Annotated in this window: 22 protein-coding genes and 1 riboswitch; of the genes, 20 read left to right on the top strand and 2 right to left on the bottom strand. The window is 44.9% G+C overall.

The window, feature by feature from the left end:
- The first annotated feature begins 147 nt into the window (after positions 1 to 147).
- The 7 genes from AB3N00_RS04860 (at position 148) to AB3N00_RS04830 (ending at position 4,172) form a co-directional block, all read left to right on the top strand.
- Complete coding sequence (locus AB3N00_RS04860) at positions 148 to 396, top strand: spore gernimation protein GerQ (RefSeq protein ID WP_413033569.1); 249 nt, start codon at positions 148 to 150, stop codon at positions 394 to 396.
- A 40-nt stretch (positions 397 to 436) separates the two neighbouring features.
- Entirely contained in the window at positions 437 to 817 is a 381-nt protein-coding gene (locus AB3N00_RS04855; protein WP_413035190.1) for a spore coat protein, read from the top strand.
- Positions 814 to 1,950, top strand: a complete 1,137-nt coding sequence (locus tag AB3N00_RS04850; protein ID WP_413033568.1) for a zinc-dependent alcohol dehydrogenase — start codon at positions 814 to 816, stop codon at positions 1,948 to 1,950. Before AB3N00_RS04855 ends, AB3N00_RS04850 begins: the two co-directional genes overlap by 4 nt.
- Positions 1,951 to 1,979: 29 nt before the next feature.
- Positions 1,980 to 2,189, top strand: a complete 210-nt coding sequence (locus AB3N00_RS04845) for a hypothetical protein (protein ID WP_413033567.1) — start codon at positions 1,980 to 1,982, stop codon at positions 2,187 to 2,189.
- Entirely contained in the window at positions 2,186 to 2,485 is a 300-nt protein-coding gene (locus tag AB3N00_RS04840) for a spore coat protein (protein WP_413033566.1), read from the top strand. Before AB3N00_RS04845 ends, AB3N00_RS04840 begins: the two co-directional genes overlap by 4 nt.
- Positions 2,486 to 2,673: 188 nt before the next feature.
- Positions 2,674 to 3,096: a MarR family winged helix-turn-helix transcriptional regulator gene (locus AB3N00_RS04835; protein WP_413035189.1), complete on the top strand. Its 423-nt coding sequence runs from the start codon at positions 2,674 to 2,676 to the stop codon at positions 3,094 to 3,096.
- Positions 3,093 to 4,172 carry a threonine aldolase family protein gene (locus AB3N00_RS04830; RefSeq protein ID WP_413033565.1) on the top strand — a complete coding sequence of 360 codons (1,080 nt, stop codon included), beginning with the start codon at positions 3,093 to 3,095 and terminating at the stop codon, positions 4,170 to 4,172. The genes AB3N00_RS04835 and AB3N00_RS04830 overlap by 4 nt, the downstream gene beginning before the upstream one ends.
- 92 nt (positions 4,173 to 4,264) lie before the next feature.
- Here the strand turns inward: AB3N00_RS04830 and AB3N00_RS04825 are convergent, their stop codons facing one another.
- Complete coding sequence (locus AB3N00_RS04825) at positions 4,265 to 5,182, bottom strand: AraC family transcriptional regulator N-terminal domain-containing protein (protein ID WP_413033564.1); 918 nt, start codon at positions 5,180 to 5,182, stop codon at positions 4,265 to 4,267.
- A 231-nt stretch (positions 5,183 to 5,413) separates the two neighbouring features.
- On the opposite strand from AB3N00_RS04825, the gene AB3N00_RS04820 reads away from it, so the two are divergent.
- The 11 genes from AB3N00_RS04820 to AB3N00_RS04770 all read left to right on the top strand — a co-directional run bounded on the left by AB3N00_RS04820 (position 5,414) and on the right by AB3N00_RS04770 (position 17,041).
- Positions 5,414 to 6,400: an aldo/keto reductase gene (locus AB3N00_RS04820; protein ID WP_413033563.1), complete on the top strand. Its 987-nt coding sequence runs from the start codon at positions 5,414 to 5,416 to the stop codon at positions 6,398 to 6,400.
- 69 nt (positions 6,401 to 6,469) lie between these two features.
- Positions 6,470 to 7,456, top strand: coding sequence for an aldo/keto reductase (locus tag AB3N00_RS04815; protein ID WP_413033562.1), 987 nt, complete (start codon positions 6,470 to 6,472; stop codon positions 7,454 to 7,456).
- A 115-nt stretch (positions 7,457 to 7,571) separates the two neighbouring features.
- Positions 7,572 to 8,735 (top strand): MFS transporter, encoded by a 1,164-nt coding sequence (locus AB3N00_RS04810; RefSeq protein ID WP_413033561.1) that lies wholly within the window; start codon positions 7,572 to 7,574, stop codon positions 8,733 to 8,735.
- 240 nt (positions 8,736 to 8,975) lie between these two features.
- Complete coding sequence (locus tag AB3N00_RS04805) at positions 8,976 to 9,968, top strand: hypothetical protein (RefSeq protein ID WP_413033560.1); 993 nt, start codon at positions 8,976 to 8,978, stop codon at positions 9,966 to 9,968.
- 181 nt (positions 9,969 to 10,149) lie between these two features.
- The gene (locus tag AB3N00_RS04800) at positions 10,150 to 10,911 is read left to right on the top strand and encodes a class I SAM-dependent methyltransferase (protein WP_413033559.1); all 762 of its coding nucleotides are present in this window, start codon (positions 10,150 to 10,152) and stop codon (positions 10,909 to 10,911) included.
- 3 nt (positions 10,912 to 10,914) lie between these two features.
- A complete protein-coding gene (locus AB3N00_RS04795; RefSeq protein WP_413033558.1) occupies positions 10,915 to 11,547 on the top strand; it encodes a pentapeptide repeat-containing protein in 633 nt (210 codons plus the stop codon).
- 51 nt (positions 11,548 to 11,598) lie between these two features.
- A riboswitch (guanidine-I (ykkC/yxkD leader) is annotated at positions 11,599 to 11,698 on the top strand.
- Between the two features lie 99 nt (positions 11,699 to 11,797).
- Complete coding sequence (locus AB3N00_RS04790) at positions 11,798 to 12,139, top strand: DMT family transporter (protein WP_413033557.1); 342 nt, start codon at positions 11,798 to 11,800, stop codon at positions 12,137 to 12,139.
- Positions 12,136 to 12,450 carry a DMT family transporter gene (locus AB3N00_RS04785; RefSeq protein WP_413033556.1) on the top strand — a complete coding sequence of 105 codons (315 nt, stop codon included), beginning with the start codon at positions 12,136 to 12,138 and terminating at the stop codon, positions 12,448 to 12,450. Before AB3N00_RS04790 ends, AB3N00_RS04785 begins: the two co-directional genes overlap by 4 nt.
- 111 nt (positions 12,451 to 12,561) lie before the next feature.
- Positions 12,562 to 13,941 carry a DEAD/DEAH box helicase gene (locus AB3N00_RS04780; protein WP_413033555.1) on the top strand — a complete coding sequence of 460 codons (1,380 nt, stop codon included), beginning with the start codon at positions 12,562 to 12,564 and terminating at the stop codon, positions 13,939 to 13,941.
- A 188-nt stretch (positions 13,942 to 14,129) separates the two neighbouring features.
- Positions 14,130 to 15,071 carry an ArsR/SmtB family transcription factor gene (locus AB3N00_RS04775; RefSeq protein ID WP_413033554.1) on the top strand — a complete coding sequence of 314 codons (942 nt, stop codon included), beginning with the start codon at positions 14,130 to 14,132 and terminating at the stop codon, positions 15,069 to 15,071.
- Positions 15,072 to 15,274: 203 nt separating this feature from the next.
- The gene (locus tag AB3N00_RS04770; protein ID WP_413033553.1) at positions 15,275 to 17,041 is read left to right on the top strand and encodes a glycoside hydrolase family 2 protein; all 1,767 of its coding nucleotides are present in this window, start codon (positions 15,275 to 15,277) and stop codon (positions 17,039 to 17,041) included.
- Between the two features lie 134 nt (positions 17,042 to 17,175).
- Here AB3N00_RS04770 and AB3N00_RS04765 read toward each other — a convergent pair whose 3' ends face one another.
- Positions 17,176 to 17,601 carry a MaoC family dehydratase gene (locus AB3N00_RS04765; protein WP_413033552.1) on the bottom strand — a complete coding sequence of 142 codons (426 nt, stop codon included), beginning with the start codon at positions 17,599 to 17,601 and terminating at the stop codon, positions 17,176 to 17,178.
- A 205-nt stretch (positions 17,602 to 17,806) separates the two neighbouring features.
- On the opposite strand from AB3N00_RS04765, the gene AB3N00_RS04760 reads away from it, so the two are divergent.
- Together AB3N00_RS04760 and AB3N00_RS04755 are read left to right on the top strand one after the other, a co-directional pair.
- Positions 17,807 to 18,484 (top strand): LacI family DNA-binding transcriptional regulator, encoded by a 678-nt coding sequence (locus AB3N00_RS04760; protein WP_413033551.1) that lies wholly within the window; start codon positions 17,807 to 17,809, stop codon positions 18,482 to 18,484.
- Between the two features lie 317 nt (positions 18,485 to 18,801).
- Entirely contained in the window at positions 18,802 to 19,647 is an 846-nt protein-coding gene (locus AB3N00_RS04755; RefSeq protein ID WP_413033550.1) for an AraC family transcriptional regulator, read from the top strand.
- Positions 19,648 to 19,663 lie beyond the last annotated feature (16 nt).

The raw sequence follows: 19,663 nt of genomic DNA, 5'->3' as shown, positions 1-19,663 counted from the left end.
TTTGCTGTGCATCTTTGTTGACTTGGAAAGCGAGTGTATGATCTGCGCATAATACGTAAAACGGTATAAAGTGTTGTTCTTTCCTTATAAGGAATATAAACAGGGTATGGGGACAACATACTTATGAAAAACGGAGGTGACGAAATGATGAATTCACCGGAACACTTGGCCGGACATGAATCCCTGGATTTACATGAAGTTATCAATTTTAAAACCCTATGCCTAGCGAAGTCCAAACTGATGCAAGGTCTTGTTTTCGATCAAGAATTGAAAGACTTGATGCAAAAGGACGTAATTCAGTCCATGCAAGCACTGCAAGATTTGCAGGCTATCTATAAAAGAGCTCCTTTTGAAACGTCTGTTCCTGCTCGCAGGCCTACGCCAATACTAAACTGAGGTGATCCACATGAAACAGGAAGCCATAAATCCCGCGAAGATGGATGTTTTGGATCCCGCCAATTCACTTAATATGCCCGAAATGGCTGATATGACATTTGCCATGGATTTTTTGATTCGTGCCAAGGAAGGTGTTCGCAATATCGCGATTGCGCTGACCGAGACTGTATCTGCCGACGCCAGGGGACTATTGAAACAACAGCTTTATCAGGGTATCGAACTTCATCAGGAAATTTCGGATCTCATGGTCCGCAAAAAATGGTTTCATCCTTATGAACTGCAAGAACAGTACCAACTGGACCAATTATCTGCGAATCAAACCGTGGAAATTGCCAAGCAGCAGATGTTCCCGGATGATACGCGTCGCAAAGGTTTATTTGACCGTACGCCGGATGAGCACATTGGAGGAGACAGGGCATGAAGGCAGTAACCTACCAAGGTATCAAAAATGTCGTTGTTAAGGATGTACCAGATCCCAAAATTCAAAAGCGGGACGATGCCATTATTAGACTCACGACTACTGCTATTTGCGGATCAGATCTGCATCTGCTGCACGGGATGATCCCGAACCTGCAGGAGGATTATGTCATTGGGCATGAGCCGATGGGCGTAGTCGAGGAAGTGGGGCCGGATGTTACGAAGTTGAAAAAGGGAGATCGTGTCATTATCCCTTTTAACATTGCGTGCGGGGAATGCTTCTATTGCCAGAATCATCTGGAAAGCCAATGTGATCAATCCAATGAGCATGGAGAAATGGGTGGTTTCTTCGGTTATTCAGGAACTACAGGGGGATATGCAGGTGGGCAAGCGGAGTACCTGAGAGTTCCCTTCGCCAACTTTACTCATTTCAAAATTCCCGAAAGCTGTGAACATGAAGATGAGTCATTATGCCTGATTGCGGATGCAATGACAACTGCTTTCTGGAGCGTTGATAATGCGGGTGTCAAGGATGGAGACACGGTTGTCATCGTTGGGTGTGGGCCGGTTGGTTTATTAGCTCAAAAATTTGCCTGGTTCAAGGGAGCGAAAAGGGTGATTGCAGTGGATTACCTGGATTACCGCTTGCAGCATGCGAAACAAACGAATCATGTAGAAATCGTTAACTCAGGAACCATCCCCAATGCCGGAGACCACCTCAAGGAAATAACCAAAGGGGGAGCCGACATCGTTATTGACTGCTCTGGTATGAGCGGGAAAATGACGCCTCTTGAATCACTGGCTTCCGGGCTTAAGTTGCACGGCGGAGCTCTGGGTGGATTTCTAATCGCTTCCCAAGCCGTCCGAAAAGGCGGAACCATCCAAGTAACAGGAGTTTACGGGGGGAAATATAACGGATTCCCTCTTGGGGATATCTTTCAGAGAAACGTTAACCTCCGTACAGGACAGGCTCCCGTCATTCATTATATGCCTTATATGTATGAACTGATTGATACAGGTAAGGTGAATCCTCGCGATGTCGTTACCCATGTGATTCCGCTTAGTGATGCCAAAAAGGGGTATGAAATTTTTGATACAAGGCAGGATCAGTGTATTAAGGTGGTTCTCAAACCATAAGGTTACTCGGAAAGGAAGCGTGAATCAAGATGAACTATGCCCTGCATGAAACGCTTGAAGTCCAGGAGATGGCTGCATTCAGAACCGTTAATTTAACCAAATCGAATATCATGGTCCTGCTCGTTTCAGATCCGGAGCTGAAGGAGATATTGAGACAAGAAGTCCAGCACTCGGCAGATGCGCTTCAGGAATTGAATGCTATAATGAAAAAGGCTGATCAGCAGGAGATGACGATATGAATCCAATCATCGAGCATTTGACAGGTGTTCAATCGCTGACAGACCAAGTCATTGCGATGGATTATCTGATTACTTCCAAAAGCGCAGTGAGGAATTATGCGATGGCGGTAACGGATGCGGGTACTCCAGAAATCAAATCGATTTTGATTCGTCAACTAGACGAGGCGATTGTTGCTCATGAACGCATTGTGACATTTATGCTGGAACGCGGTTGGTATCATCCATGGGATAGTAAACAACAACTGCAACTCAATATGCAGAATGTGGATATAGCCCTAGGTCTGCCTCTGCACTAAAATTTGTTTGACTCCATTAAGCCACAATCATGCCGAACAGGTCTATGGATTGTGGCTTTTTTGACATGTAATAATCATTTTTTGTTGACATCGTCCACTAATCTAACTATTATATTGTTGACAATGTCCACTAAAAGGGAGGGTTTGATATCGACTCTCAGCACATAAATTCTGATATTTTGGCTGATATGCGGCGTTTCAACCGTTTTTATACCAATATCCTTGGTGTACTGGATAAGCATATCCTGGGTACGGGCTATTCGTTTGCCGAAGTAAGGGTCATCATTGAAATTGGGATTCGTGGAGAAAGTATTGCGAACAATCTCGTGGATACGCTGACCATTGATCGCAGTTACATGAGCCGAATCGTGAACAAGCTGTCCAAGGAAGGACTGCTGGTCAAAGTGAATTCCGAAGCAGACAGTCGGGTCAGTTTAATTCGACTAACGGAGAAGGGCAAGGAGCTTTACGCCGAATTAAATGATCGGTCTGACCAGCAGATTCTGAAGTTAATGCAGGATCTGGACGAGGAAGAGATCAAAGAGGTCTATGCTTCAATGATGAACATACAAGAGAAGTTGAATAAGAGAGCAGGAGAGACAACACGATGATACGATTCGAATGTGATTATAACGAAGGTGCGCATGAGCGCATTTTGCAAAGACTGTTAGAGACCAATATGGAACAAACGAGCGGATATGGAACAGATCCACACTGCGAACGGGCGAGAGCTCTTATTCGCCAGGCGTGTGATAATGAGCAGGCTGATGTGCACTTCCTGGTTGGCGGCACACAAACGAACACCACAGTGATTGCGTCCATATTGCGTCCATACCAAGGTGTTATTGCAGCAATCTCGGGCCATATCGCCGTTCATGAGACAGGAGCGATTGAAGCAACCGGCCATAAAGTGCTTACTGTTCCCAGTGAAGACGGGAAAATCACACCTGACCAAGTGAAGGCAGTCTATCAATCACATATGAGTGAGTCCTCACCGGAACACTGCGTACAGCCAGGCATGGTTTACATATCTCAGCCAACAGAGAACGGTACGATGTACAGCAAGGCGGAAATGCAGGCATTATTCGAAGCAAGCCGGGAATGCCGTCTCCCATTTTTCGTTGATGGAGCACGCTTGGGATACGCACTTGCATCCAAACATTGTGATATGACTCTTGCTGATCTTGCCCGTCTGTGTGACGTGTTTTATATTGGTGGCACCAAGATTGGGGCTTTGATGGGGGAGGCTGTAGTCATCCTGAATGAAGCACTGAAGCCCGATTTTCGTTATATGATCAAACAAAAGGGTGGTTTGCTCGCCAAAGGCAGATTGCTGGGCATTCAATTTGAAACGCTGTTTGAGAATGGATTGTATTTGGAGATTTCCCGTCATGCGATTGATATGGCGATGAGAATTCATGATTCACTCGAAGAGCAGAACATCCGATTCCTGTACGAATCACCAACGAACCAGCAATTCCCGATTTTGCCTGACCATCTTCTTGAAAAATTGCGGAGTCAGTATACGTTCTCTTTTTGGGAAAAGGTTGACGATACCCACAGTGCAGTTCGCTTTTGTACCAGCTGGGCGACTCGGCAGGAGAACGTGGATGCATTGACTCGGGATATCGCCCAATTATTGCGTGAAACAAGTGAGACCCCGGTGCTCGCTGAAGCATTGGTTTAAGCATAGAAATGAATGATAATTAATTACGTGTTATTGAAAAAGGACGACCACTGGTCGTCCTTTTTGATTTGCTTTATCGGTGAGCTTAGAGGCTACTCACTCAAGATAAGATCGTATTTTTCCTTCAAACGTTTAATATCGCTTCGCGGTGGTGCACCGAACATGCGCGCATATTCACGACTGAACTGGGAAGCACTTTCGTAACCCACCCGGAAAGCTACATCGGCAGCATCGGCAGACTCAGCCATGAGAAGCCGCCGGGCTTCCTGTAATCTTAATTGTTTCTGGAATTGTAATGGGCTCATGGCCGTAATCTCTTTGAAGTGCCGATGGAACGAGGATACGCTCATGCTGGCTGTCTCTGCAAGATCTTCGATCCGAAATGGCTGTTCCCAGTGGCGAACGATATACTCAATGGCTTCCCTGATCCGATACGTACTGCTTCCCTCCACAGCAATCTGTGCCAGTTCACCTCCGTAAGGTCCTTGGAGAAGCCGGAACAAAATTTCCTTGGTGTACAAAGGGGCCAGAAAAGGAATTTCCTCCGGGGTGTCCAGTAAGCGAAGCAGCCGAAGTAGAGCATCCTGTATGGATGATTCCATCTCTCCGACGAATAAGGCGCGTCTGGCGTTTTCTTTGGAAGTTTCTTGTATATTGCATTCGTTTAACACTTCCAGAATTTGATTCGGCGTGAACTCGAGCTTGAGACTTAGGTAAGGTGCATCAGCGGATGCCTTGATAATTTGCCCAATCACCGGAAGATTCATGGAAGCGATCAGATAATTGGAAGGACCATATTCGAAGCGCTCCTGGGCGAGTAATACTTCTTTTAAACCTTGAACGATAACGCAAAATGAAGGCTTATAAACCCGGTATGCCGGTTCGGAAGTCCTTGTGTGATGATAGAAAAACAGGGAAGGGATTGGAGTTTCCACCCCACCGCTGCGAATGGAATGACGCTCAATCAACTCGCTCAATTCACGACTCTGATGAGATAGATCCTCGGTCATTTGAATCCTCCTTACGGGTTTAACCTGATTTTATTATAAGGGCTATTATTTGAAATCAAAAGAGCCTGTGATAGGATTAGGCAATCATTTGAGACAATTGATATACCGCTTGGTGCACATGCTTGAGCATAATAAGACTAAGCTCACAGAATTAAACAAGTGAGAGTGTGCTCAGTGAAATGCCTGGAATGTTGGCTAAACGTATTATGATATGGGAAAGGAAGATGCATGATGCAAAAACGGACATTGGGAAATAGCGGGTTGGAAGTTTCGTCGATTGGGCTTGGTTGTATGGGGATGAGCTACGGATATGGCCCGGCTTCTGATAAAAGTGAGATGATCTCTGTGATCCGGGAAGCTGTCGAGCGAGGTGTGACCTTCTTTGATACTGCGGAGGTATACGGACCCTATATTAATGAAGAACTTGTGGGCGAAGCGCTGAAATCCGTGCGGGATCAAGTCATCATCGCAACCAAATTTGGCTTCGATATACAGGGCGGCAAACAGAGCGGAATGAATAGCCGTCCCGAACATATTCGCAAGGTGGCGGAGGAGTCACTGCAGCGTCTGCAGGTCGAAGCCATTGATCTGTACTATCAGCACCGGGTCGATCCGGATGTGCCCATTGAGGAAGTGGCGGGGGCTGTTCAGGATCTGATTCGGGAAGGAAAGGTGAAGCACTGGGGACTGTCCGAGGCCGGAGTGAATACGATCCGTCGTGCTCATGCAGTTCAGCCTCTCGCTGCAGTGCAGAGTGAATATTCCCTGTGGTGGAGACGTCCCGAAGAAGAGCTGATTCCTGCGCTTGAGGAACTCGGCATTGGTTTTGTTCCATTTAGCCCGCTGGGCAAAGGTTATCTCACGGGAAGTTTCAACTCAAAAACGACATTTGATCAAGGGGACTTGCGAAACATTCTGCCCCGGTTTACGCCTGAAGCATTGGAGGCGAATCAAGTTCTGATTGATCTATTGAAAGAGAAAGCCGAGGCATTAAAGGCCAGTCCGGCCCAAATTGCGCTTGCGTGGTTACTTGCACAGAAACCTTGGATCGTACCGATTCCGGGTACGCGCAAACGAAGCAGATTGGAAGAAAATCTGAACTCGGCAGACATTATACTCACGCCCGAAGATGTAAAGAACATAAATGACGCAGCCTCGAAGATTACTTTGATGGGCGCGCGATACACGGAAGAACTGGAGAAAAGAACAGGGCTTTGAACCTTTTGGGAATGAATCGACTAGTGATTTTGGGTTAATTGCGATAGAAACAATAAAGGAGTGAGAATCATGGATTATGTCAAATTGGGACGTACCGGTCTGGACGTTTCGAGATTGTGCCTTGGCTGTATGAGTTACGGTGTACCGGAACGGGGAATGGCTCCGTGGTCACTGAACGAAGAGCAGAGTCGCCCATTTATTCAAAAAGCGTTAGAAGCGGGTATTAATTTCTTTGATACGGCGAACATCTATTCAGATGGAACCAGTGAAGAAATCGTTGGACGTGCATTGAAGGATTTTGCCCGCCGGGATGAAATTGTTCTGGCAACGAAATTGTTTTTCCGGATGAATGATGGCCCCAATGGTGCAGGGTTGTCGAGAAAAGCGATTATGAACGAAATCGATAACAGTCTTATGCGTTTGGGAACGGATTACGTGGATCTGTATCAGATTCATCGATGGGATCATACAACGCCTATTGAAGAAACGATGGAGGCCCTTCATGATGTGGTGAAGGCTGGAAAAGTCAGATACATTGGAGCTTCCTCCATGTATGCCTGGCAGTTCATGAAAGCCCAGCATACAGCCGAACGGCATGGATGGACGAAATTCGTCTCCATGCAAAATCATCTGAACTTGTTATATCGCGAAGAAGAACGTGAAATGCTGCCATTATGTCTTGATGCAGGTGTCGGCGTTATCCCATGGAGCCCTCTGGCCAAAGGACGTCTTACAAGGGATTGGAATGAACAGACTGCCCGTTCGGAGATTGATCCTGTCGGAAAAGCGTTTTATGAAAGTACTATGGTGGAAGCCGATCGGCAGGTGGTGGAGAGAGTAGCGGAAGTAGCTGGAAAACGGGATATTCCACGAGCTCAGGTTGCTCTGGCATGGCTGCTGCAAAAAGAGGCAGTAACCGCACCGATCATTGGCGCAACCAAGATTCATCATCTCGAAGATGCTGTATCTGCACTGTCAGTGAAACTCACTGCTGAAGAAATCAGTTTCCTGGAAGAAGTGTATGTGCCTCATCCGGTGACTGGGAATCTCAGCTAGCATGTAAACATATCTATTCATGAAGTCGCCTTGGTGGCGATCGAAGATCGATTTATGAATCCTGGTTAGAATAGTTGAACCCGTTAAAGTCGTGCTGATGAGGAGGAATGTATCGTTGGAACGTTTGTGGACCAAGTCATTTATTTTGATGACAGTAGGTTTGCTTTTTTTATTCACTGCATTTTATATGTTATATCCGACTCTGCCGCTCTTCATTAAAGAGATGGGTGGCAGTGAACGGCAAGTGGGTCTGGCGATGGGCGCCTTGATGTTGTCTTCTGTTGTATTCCGGCCTTATGTCGGTGGATTGCTGGATCGGTTCGGCAGACGTCCATTTATGATCGGAGGGCTGCTTGTTTTTATTGCATCGATGTATATGTATAACTGGGTTGGCGGCATTCTGGTACTGATGGGACTAAGGATTCTGCATGGTATGAGCTGGGCCATGTCCACGACTGCCATGATGACCGCCATCACAGATATGATTCCAGCCAAGCGTCGAGGGGAAGGGATGGGGTGGTTCAGCACCTCCATGACCTTCGCCATGGCGATTGGTCCGATGATTGGATTGGGCATCATGCAAGTTGATTCTTATCAGAGCATGTTCCAGTTTGCCGTTGCGCTATCTGTTGTTGCATTGCTGCTGACGCTGGGCGCTAAAATGCCGTTTAAGCCGATTACAGGCCAGAAGAAAATTCAAATTTTCGAAAAATCAGTCCTGCCTGTCATGGCACCCATCTTCTTTTTGTTTGTTGCATATGGCGGGATAACCACTTTTGTTCCACTATTTGCGGCAGATATACAAGTGAATTCCGGTACTTTTTTTCTGGTTTACGCAGCAACGCTTGCTCTTTCTCGTCCCATTGCAGGAAAACTCTCTGACCGAACCGGAGAGGTGGCTGTTATTGTGCCAGCCCTTATCATGACTATTATGGCCCTGATTGTTTTAAGCTTTTCGACCAGTTTATTCGGATTACTGAGTTCTGCCGTTCTGTACGGCATTGGCTTTGGTTCTGCACAGCCTGCTCTTCAGGCTATAACACTTCGCATGGCACCGAAGGATCGTCAAGGCGCGGCCAATGCCTTTTTCTCGACCGCCACAGATTTGGGGATTGGTTTGGGTGCGATTTTACTGGGTTTGGTATCCGAATACACAAGCTACAGCGTTCTTTTTAGTGTCAGTGCGTTGTCTGTTTTGATTGCCCTTCTCCTGTTTACTTTGTATGTGAAACGTAAACCAATGCACATTGGGGAGAAGTCGGGTGCTGCAGAACGATGAGGTGTTAAAAACAGATCTACTTCATTATTCTACTACATGACCAATAGACCTTATATTCGAAGAAGGTGCCATGAATTCATCCCGGATGGAATCATGGCCCTATTTTATAGGTATATCAGGGTGGATACTAAAACACATCTAATGGCACTTTTATCCAATTTTGAAATATAGTTAGAATGGAAGTAGTCCCTGCCGCTGAGTTCGATGCAAGACAAAGATCAATGTGATGGAGGTATCATTATGTCTCAAGTGAGAACATCCAGTCTGATCAGAAGAACCTTGAAGATCTACACATCTCTAATGCTCGCCTTGGTTGTATTTGGCATGTCTGTCATTCCGGCCTTCGCATCAAATCCTGGGAAAACCGTAAATACTACGGCTAAACTGGCCTATAATCTGAAAGGACTTAATCACAATGTAGCTGTTCAAAAAGCATATATTGCGGATAAGTACCTATATGTGACTCAGCGCTCCAAAGGTACATGCTATCTGTCCAGGTTGCTGATTAACGGTAATGATGCTGCGTATGTTGATGAAATGACCATTACGAATACAGGGCACTGTCAAACACTCGATATGTATACTTATAATGGGGATAACTATTTTTATTTCAGTTCCAAAGCGGACCCTTCAACTTCTTATTATTGGTCACTACAGGTAGCGAGACTGAAGTACGCTGCCGGCAAAACAGTAGATTACACTGATCTGAATCGATTCACATACATGAATTATGCCAATAAAAATGGTTCAAGGCTGGGTGAAACGTACCGCGTTGATGGCGGAGGTAACAGCAAATATACCGTATTCCGGGTACAAACGAAGGAGAAAACAGTCACTTGGTCGATTTATGATACAGTGAAATTGAACAAGTTGCTGGATAGCAATAAACAGGTACGACTGGATAGTGCTGCAGCAGTTGGTGCCTGTGTTGCGAGTTTTACGCAGTCCGGTGACAATATCATCAGACCGAATGATTCATTTCAGGGTGCGGATCTGTTAGACCAAACGGAGATCTACACTTCAGGAGGCGCGGATGGTGATACACCGAAAATTGCATTGATATCAAACTCGGGAACGTACAAAACACTTGTGAATATTACCAATGTAGGGAAACGGGAAATTGAAGGTGTTCAGACCAAAAATGGTAACGTGTATTTTACAATTGTTACGGATCCGGTAAACAAGAAGAACACACAAAAAGTGTATTATGTTCCTGACAGCGTGTTCAAATAATATGCGATTCGAATCGCGTGTGCAAAATAACTTGAGTCATGGGAGTAGGCATTGTAACGAACAGGCTAGCCAGAAGCTGCTGGTTAGCCTTTTTTATGCTCGCCGATTGGATTGACATTTCCGGTAAATTAAAGTTATCATGGACACATTAGATCTGTAATTGAGAGTAGGTAAATAATATATGAGTAGTGAAGAATCGACAAGGCAAGAACTGAACGGTCATACGCTTGCTTCTCCAGTAAAGCTGGGAGCAGACCTTTTTTCCTTGCTGCAGCCCTCTCCTGGAGAGCGCATTCTTGATGTGGGATGTGGCAATGGAGATTTAACAGCTCGAATTGCAGCTGCAGGAGCTCTGCCAACAGGCATCGACCTGTCAGAGGAAATGATCAGACAGGCGAAGAAGAAATACCCCGATCTGAACATTCAAGTGGGGAATGCATGTCATTATCGAACAAAAGAACACTTTGATGCGGTCTTCTCACATGCTGCTTTACATTGGATACTGGATGCTCCTGCTGTAGTTCAGACGATACGCTTAGCACTGAAAGAGGGCGGACGATTTGTGGCCGAATTTGCCGGAAAAGGTAATGTTGCTGTACTGACAACGGCGATTCAGGAGGAACTGGCTGCGCGTGGATATGGATGGGAAGGACGAAATCCGTGGTATCACCCTACCCTAGGCGAATACACCCAACTGCTGGAGCAAAACGGGTTCCGTGTCACTAAGGCCGAACATTTCGATCAGCGTAAACCGCTCAAGCCGGGAGTTAGGAAATGGGTGAGCAGTTTTGCGAATTATTTCTTCCGGGACGTCACACCTGCAGACCAAGAAGTCATTATAGATGCGGTCGAGAAAAAGGTACAGCCACATCTTATGACTGAAGGACAATGGTTTTTGGATACAAGCCGATTGCGGATTATCGCTATAAAGGAACGGGGATGAACCATGAAAATTGACAATCCCAAAATGCAGGAACAATGGATGAAGTCCGAAACCATTGAGGTATTGGAATCCAAGGTTGAATACCGGAATCAACTCATCGAAAGTATGTCACTTGATCATCAGGAGGCAGCCAAAGCTTCCTTTGAGAATGTCATTTTTAGAAATGTGATCATCTCCGATTCGACACTGGAAAATTTCGAATTTACGGATGTGATATTTGAAAATTGTGATTTCTCCAATGTCCAATTACCAGAGGCTTTTATGCACCGTGTCTTATGGAAAAATTGCAAAATGGTGGGAACTGATTTTTCCAACAGTCGATTGCAAAATGTCCGATTTATTGAATGTGTGGGAGACTACTCCAATTTCAGGTTTGCTCATCTTAAACAGGTCTCTTTTGCCGAATCTTCATTCATTCATTCTGACTTTGCCTATCTTGCAATGCAGAAGATCGTTATGGACAACTGTAATATAGATCAAGCTTCCATGATGGGGACCAAAATGAAAGACATGGATCTTAGCAATTGCCACTTTGATTCTTTGGTATTGAACATGGAAGATTTGAGTGGCTGTATCATTTCCCCATATCAAGCGGCAACCTTTGTGGGATTAATGGGGATGATTATTAAATCATAAAAGGCTTGCCCTTAGGGGGGAAGTGTGTATAATAGGTATCATAAAATCATACGACATGTTTTCTAGGGTTCCGCGATAGAATATCGGTCTGGTCCGAGAGAAAGCTCATAACCTGATGGTTGTGCCACGGAGGGATAAAAGCCTGGGAGATGAACTGCATGAATGCAGTTTGTTTCCCGGGCTTTTTTTATTTTTTCGCGAAGAAACCATACTGGTTGTATGAAATGTATTGAAAAAGGAGTAGGTCAGAATGAACAAAACCTGGTTGTATGTCATTATTGCAGCGTTTTTCGAAGTGGGTTGGGTGATCGGCTTGAAGCATGCCAGCGGTTTGGTGGAATGGGGAGCAACCGTAATTGCCATTGCCATCAGCTTTTCCCTGATGATTGCAGCTTCCCGTTCTCTCGATGTAGGCACTGTATACGCGGTCTTCGTTGGATTGGGTACGGCGGGCACAGTACTTGCAGAGATTATATTGTTTGGTGCAGCTGTCCAGGCTGGGAAAATGATACTCATTGGTGTCTTGCTACTCGGTGTAATCGGACTGAAGATGGTAAGCAAGCAGAAAACGAAGGAGGCGCATCATTCATGAGCTGGGTATTTCTTGTTATGGCAGGGTTGTTCGAGATGATGGGTGTACTGATGATTAATAAATGGAACAAGGACCGCAACCTGAAATCCATTCTTCTCTTAGTCGCAGGTTTTGGGTTAAGTTTTGGGTTTCTGTCTCTCGCGATGAGAACCCTCCCTATGGGAACGGCTTACGCGGTTTGGACGGGAATCGGAGCTTCCGGGGGAGCGATTCTGGGCATGATTTTTTATGGAGAATCCCGAAATGCGTTGAGAATCGTGTTTATTGCCATGGTACTCGGATCAGCGGTAGGGTTGAAACTGGTGAGTTGAACCTATGGAAATAAAAATATAATATACAGATCGTCTTTTTAATGTTATCCTTATACGTTACGTGTGAAAACAAAGATACGTCTTATATATGAACGTAATTAAGGAGACTCAATGAATTTTAAAGACTTGAATATTATCCCACCGATTTTGGAAGGTTTGAGCAAAGCAAACTATACCTCCCCGACACCTATACAGGAACAGGCGATTCCAGCCGTATTAGCAGGAAGAGATCTGCTTGGCTGTGCGCAAACAGGGACAGGGAAGACGGCAGCATTTTCTGTGCCGATCATTCAATTATTAAGCGAAAAGTCCAGTGGTCCCAAACCCGGACGCCGAATTCGCTCATTGATTTTAACGCCGACAAGAGAGCTTGCTATCCAAATTTCGGATAACATCAAGACGTATAGCCGTTATACGGATATTCGCTGCTCGGCTATCGTTGGTGGTGTTTCACAGAAGGTGCAAGAGCGGGCACTGAATCAAGGCGCAGACATTATTATCGCAACGCCAGGCAGATTGATCGATCTGGTCAATCAAAAACGTATTGATTTGAGTTTTATTGAAATTTTGGTTCTTGATGAAGCTGACCGCATGTTGGATATGGGCTTTATTCACGATGTGAAGAGAATCATCTCCAAGATGCCGAGCAAGAAACAAACCCTTTTCTTCTCGGCGACGATGCCTCCAGAAATCACAAAAATGGTAAAAACGCTGCTGGTTGATCCTGTCAAAGTAGAAATTACGCCTGTGTCTTCTACGGTGGATCGAATTGAGCAGTCTGTGTATTTATTGGAGAATGGCAAGAAACAAAATATGTTGAACCATATTTTACAGGATAAATCCATTGTTTCGGCACTTGTGTTCACCCGCACAAAGCGCGGCGCGGACCGTGTTACGCGTGAATTGTCCAAGGTGAATGTTACTGCCCAGGCTATTCACGGCAACAAGTCTCAAACGGATCGGCAAAAGGCACTGAACAATTTCAAAAGCGGAGTCACACGAGTGCTGGTAGCAACGGATATTGCGGCGAGAGGAATTGACGTCGAAGAGCTTTCTCACGTCATTAACTTCAACCTGCCTAATATTCCGGAAACCTATGTACATCGAATTGGACGTACGGGTAGAGCGGGGCATAGTGGGATGGCGATCTCTTTTTGTGAAAAGGAAGAGCTGCCGTTCCTCAAGGATATTGAGAAAGTGATCAAGAAGAGCATTCCTGAAGTGAAGGGTCATCCTTATCCGATGGCGAGTGCTCCTGTGTTTGCAAAAACCAATAAAGAAGCGAAAGCAGCCGCCCACAAACCCTCGGCAAAAAAACCGGCCAAGTCCAAAGCAAACCCGGCACGCAAGCCCAAGTCCGAGTGGTTTACAAAGACGGGGAAAGCAAACCATAGTAAAACCAGTAACACTAAAACAAACAACAACAGTAAAACAAACAGCGCTAGAAGCAGCAGCACAAGAACCAACAACAATAAAGTCAGTAAAGCTTAATTCGTTGTATGGGTAGATATCAGCCTGTAGTAATCTGGATATGATTATTACAGTGGACCACACGCATAGCCGAAGATCAATAGTGCATTGATCCTCGGCTATTGCTGTTGGATAACCATATTATTGACTCTTCCGAAGCATGCAGGGTAAAATGACTGGGATATCCTTACAATGAGGGGGATGACGCTATGCTTGAGTTAAGTTTTGATGATCCCGACAAGTTGGTAACGGTGACTCACGCCTTATCTACACGTTCGCGAGTGGATATCCTCCGACTGCTCATTTCGAAAAGCCTGAACATTGTAGAAATTGCTGAAGCTCTCAACCTTCCCGTATCCACAGTAGCCAGCAATATCAAGGTGTTGGAGGCTGCAAGATTAATTAATACAGAGCTGCTGCCGGCTTCACGCGGAGCGATGAAGGTGTGCAGTCGCAATTATGATGATATTCATATTGCACTTCACTTGGATAAGCCTGATCCCAAAGGGGATGTTCAGATCTATGAAGTTGATATGCCGATTGGTCATTACAGCGATTGCGAAGTAACGCCAACTTGCGGTATGGCGAATGCGGATGGAATGATCATACGCGAGGACGAACCTGCGAGTTTCTTTCATCCGAAACATATTGGTGCTCAGATGATGTGGTTCCGCAAAGGGTATGTCGAATATTTGATGCCGCTGGAAATACCGACTGGAGCAAAGATTGAATCACTTGATGTCTCTATGGAAATATGTTCTGAGGCACCTAACTATGACCACAATTGGCCTTCCAATATTTCTGTATGGGTGAATGACGTCGAAATTGGCATGTGGACATGCCCTGGTGACTTCGGAGACAGGCGAGGGAAGTTGAACCCAGCCTGGTGGTATGAAGGGTCTACCCAATACGGCTTGTTGAAGACATGGCGAGTGGACAAAGAGAAAACTACAATTGATATGGAGAAGGTTTCTTCGGTTACATTAGACCAGCTTAGTCTGCAGGATCGTCACAAGCTGCGTTTACGTATTGGCATCAAGCCAGATGCGGTTCACCAAGGGGGGATTAACCTGTTTGGAAGACAATTTGGGGACCATGATCAAAATATTAAAATGACAGTTAAATATGTAATGAATCCCGATGTGGACTAACAAACAAGCTTTAGTTGCGGATAAACTGTAACTAAGGCTTTTTTTGGGTAATAATTACATAAATTATATTTGAAAGCGTTGACATTATAAAGATGGATCGCTATAATCCCACTATAAATACATAAATGATGTAATTAAATGATTGTATTGTTTGTATTCCATAAAACCAACCTGCCCTGATTCAGGGAGATCGGAGAGAAAAAATGACAACGAAATCTTACATTAAAGATTACCCAAGACCACAATTTGTCCGTAAACAGTGGGTGGATTTAAACGGGGAATGGGACTTCAGCTTTGATGACAAACAAGTGGGTGCAAGCGAGCATTGGTATGAACAGGCTCGGTTTCCGGAAGGACTCAAAATCATGGTTCCTTTCACTTATGAAACCAAAGCAAGCGGCATCGGGGACGAAACTTTTCATCCGCGGGTCTGGTACCGCAAGCAGGTGACAATTCCGAGTGAGGCTCAAGGGAAGAGAACCATTCTGAACTTTCAAGGGGTGGACTATCGGGCGAAATGCTGGGTGAACGGAGCGGTTGCAGGTGAGCACGAAGGCGGTTACGCAGCGTTCTCCTTCGATATTACACCTTATATAACTTATGGTTCGGAGAACAGTATCATAGTCGAAGTGGAAGATAGTCAGAGTTGTGCACAGCCAAGGGGAAAACAACGCTGGGTGGATCAGAACTTTGAATGCTTTTATGTACAGAGCACGGGGATCTGGAAAAGTGTCTGGATTGAATATGTAAATGAAACAAGGATCGATTCAGTCAAGATGACACCAGATATTGATCGTCATATGATTCGATTGGACTTTCAACTAAATGGGATTGAAGGTCGGAGCAATCTGCGTCTGGAGACACGGATTGAGCTGAAAGGTCAGCATGTGCAAACGGTTCGTTTATCTCCCGACAGACCTTGGGCAACCGTTGAGATTGATGTAAGACACGAGGCTGGCGGCCCTTGGAAGCAGCTGCTCTGGTCACCAGAATCACCGAATTTATATGACATTGAATTTGTAATGTATGAACATGAGAAGGAAACCGATCGGGTTCAATCCTATTTCGGCATGAGAAAAATATCGATTGAGAACGGTCAGATTTTGCTGAACAATGGTCCACTCTACCAGCGATTGATTCTGGATCAGGGGTATTGGCCGGAAAGCCATCTGACACCTCCCTCAGAGGAAGCTTTGATTCTGGATATCGATCGAATAACCGAAATGGGGTATAACGGCCTCCGTAAACATATGAAGCTGGAAGATCCGCGCTTTTTGTATTGGTGTGATGTTAAAGGAATGTTGGTTTGGTCGGAAATGGCGTCGACCTTCGAGTTTAACGACGAGGCGGTCACCCGATTCACCAAGGAGTGGCTGGAGGTTGTGCCTCAGCAATACAATCATCCAAGCGTCATCACCTGGGTTCCATTCAACGAATCATGGGGAATACCAACCATTGCCCATGATGTAAGACAGCAGCAGTTCACACAAACAATCTATCATCTGACCAAAACGATAGATCCCTATCGTCCTGTTGTTACCAATGATGGCTGGGAACATACCGTTTCAGATATTCTGACTCTTCATGATTATGTGGAGGAGGGTGAGGAATTTCTGAAGCAGTATCAGGATAAGGAACGGGTAGTGAACAACAATATCTCGTTTAACCGTTGGAAGTATGCATATGCCGAAGGCTACCACTACAAAGGCCAACCCATTATCATAAGTGAGTTTGGCGGTATTGCTTTCCAATCGGACAAAGGATGGGGATACGGCAACCAGGTGGATACGGTTGAAGCTTTTATTGAACGATTCCGTTCCATCACTGGAGCAATCAAAGCAATTCCTTATATCTCAGGCTACTGTTACACACAACTTACGGATGTGCAGCAGGAGATTAATGGCTTATTAACCGAGGAGCGCGAGCCAAAAGTACCGCTGGAAGTCATCCGGAAAATCAATCTGGACTAAAAACTGTTGATACACAATCAGGATTATCGCTGTAAGACAGAAGTAGTGTCAATGATATTACGAGAATACTAGAGAGGAGCCGTTTCCCGGGTCATACCGAGAAACGGCTGTTTTAATTATACTTTCCTGTACGATTAATTATCAATTAACGCACTTAATTCGGCCTGAAATACTTTTTGATTGTTTTGATTAAATGTTGTGAGTAACACAGTAACGATTCCATTGCCCCTGCGTCTTGGCAGTAGGTTGATCACTTCGGCCGTTACATGGAGTTCATCATCCGGGAATACGGGCTTAATGAAATGGATGTTATTCATTCCGGTGCCTGCCACAACATGCTCCCCGTAGACGCCCACTTCAATCCAGAGCTTGAAGGATATGTTCATCGTCTGCATGCCGGATGCAATCAGGCTTCCGAATCGTCCTTGCTTGGCTTTTTCTTCGTCCAAATGCATATATTGCGGGTCGTACATTTTCGCAAACTCCATAATATCGGTTTTGGAGAGTTTGATCGCTTTTGTTTTGTAAACCTGACCTAATGCATACTCGCTATACTTCAATGGGACACCCCTGTTTCTAAAATATGGTTGTAGATGTTATACATAGGACTTGCTTATTCAATAATAAATGAAAAAGGGCGCTCGTAGCAAAAAGAGCCAAGCAATCGAATGGAGACATGAACCAGATGGCGTGATAAAATGCCAGTGAATGATTTTATTTTTTTGTCTGATCACAAATGAGAATGGTCTTTTGAGGAGTATGTTCATGATAACCATTAAAGATGTAGCAAAGATGGCCGGTGTAGCCAGTTCTACTGTATCCTGTGTACTCAACGGCAAGGACAATGTAAGTGAGCTGACAAGGCAGAAGGTGCTTGCTGCTGCGAGCAAACTGAAGTACGTCAAGCATGGAGCCGCGTCAGAACTAAAACGCAAGAATACTCAAACGATCGGTGTAATTGTGCATGATATGTCCAGTCCGTATTTCTCGGAATTAGTCAAAGGTATAGAATCGGTTATTATGCATCATGGATACGATATGATCGTATGCAATTCACTCGGTGGAGAACATTCAACCGCTAGCCGCTACATCCGAGAAAAAAGAATAGATGACACCATTGTAATTGCTCAGAATATTCAAAATAAATTGCTTCTGGAAGCTGCTGAATCAGGATTTCCTATTGTCGTAATGGATCGGAAACTAAATAATGATCATATTGTAAATGTTCTGATTGATGATGAACAAGGAGGATATTTGGCAACTCGATACCTTCTTGATAAAGGGCACCGTACAATAGCCTATATTAATGGAACATTCAGTTCGGATTGCAATCTCCTACGTTATCAGGGTTACTTGAGAGCATTGCACGAAGCGGGTGTTGAAGAAAGGAAGGAGTGGAGGCTAAGCGGACAGATGCTGGCCAACTGGCCGGACATGTACTGATCCAAATGTTAAAGGGAGAAACCGTGGATTCTTCATACATATTGAATAATCAATGTGTGGAACGTTATTCCGTTCGCTTCAAGACTAGCGTATAAAAACACCTTTGCTGAATGATCCAACTTGTTACGCCACCATATTGTGTTTGTAAAAGTCGCCCGCATGATGATATGTAGGTGACTTTTTTCTTGAGTATTATTTATTTTCATTTCCAAGTCGAAAGGAATCCTGCACTTCATGCATAATATGATTACTAAGGAATTGGTAAATATGGAAAGGGTGATCTGATGGGAGTGCCAACGTTTCTTGAAACAGGTCATATGACAGAAGGTTTTCCGATCCGGGTAATTCATACGGGTGAACAGTTTAATTTTGCCGCACACTGGCATGAAGAGGTTGAGTTGGTCGTAGTGAATGGAGAACGCGCGAGAATTGGAGTAAACAATCAAGTCTGTGAGCTTGAACAAGGAGACGTGCTGCTGATCAAACCAGGGGATGTCCACTGTTTTTTGCCGGGTACCGATCATTTGACGATTATTCTGTTTCGACTGGAATGGCTAACGGGAAACTTCGCAGCGGACAAAGAATCCCAGGATCTTCGTGAACTTTTTCATAAAACGACTATCCTTCCCTCCACCATCTGCAGGGAGAAGAATCTGGTTCATTATATAGATGCCATATCCGATGAGGAGAAACAGCAGCAGCCGGGATACCGATGGATCATGGTTGCTAGACTGTACGATCTTATCGTTCACTTGCTGCGCACCAAGACACCGACGACAAACGAATGCATTTCGGGAGAGCCCTGCACGTCGTCCAAAAGATTTGAATTCCTTGAATCGGTCTGTGAATACCTGGAGGAACATTATGCCGAACCCGTCAAGCTAGATCAAGTGGCAGAGCACATCAAATTCAGCAAATTTCATGTGTGCAAGTTGTTTAAGGAGAACAAGGGAGTAACCCTGATGGAATACTTGAACCACTTTCGCATCATCAAATCGGAATGGGCATTATTGTTCAGTCAAGCCTCCATTTTAGATATCGCAATCGGGCATGGGTTTAACAATGTGAGCTCCTATAATCGGTTGTTCAAAAAATATAATAACTGCACGCCGTCCGAATTTCGGAAGAAGCATCAGACTCACATCACAAAATATGAAGGATGATTCACAATATTTGAGG

It is taken from the genome of Paenibacillus xylanilyticus, from assembly GCF_047246825.1.
GTDB lineage: Bacteria > Bacillota > Bacilli > Paenibacillales > Paenibacillaceae > Paenibacillus > Paenibacillus xylanilyticus_B.
This window is presented reverse-complemented; position numbering and strand designations above follow the sequence as displayed.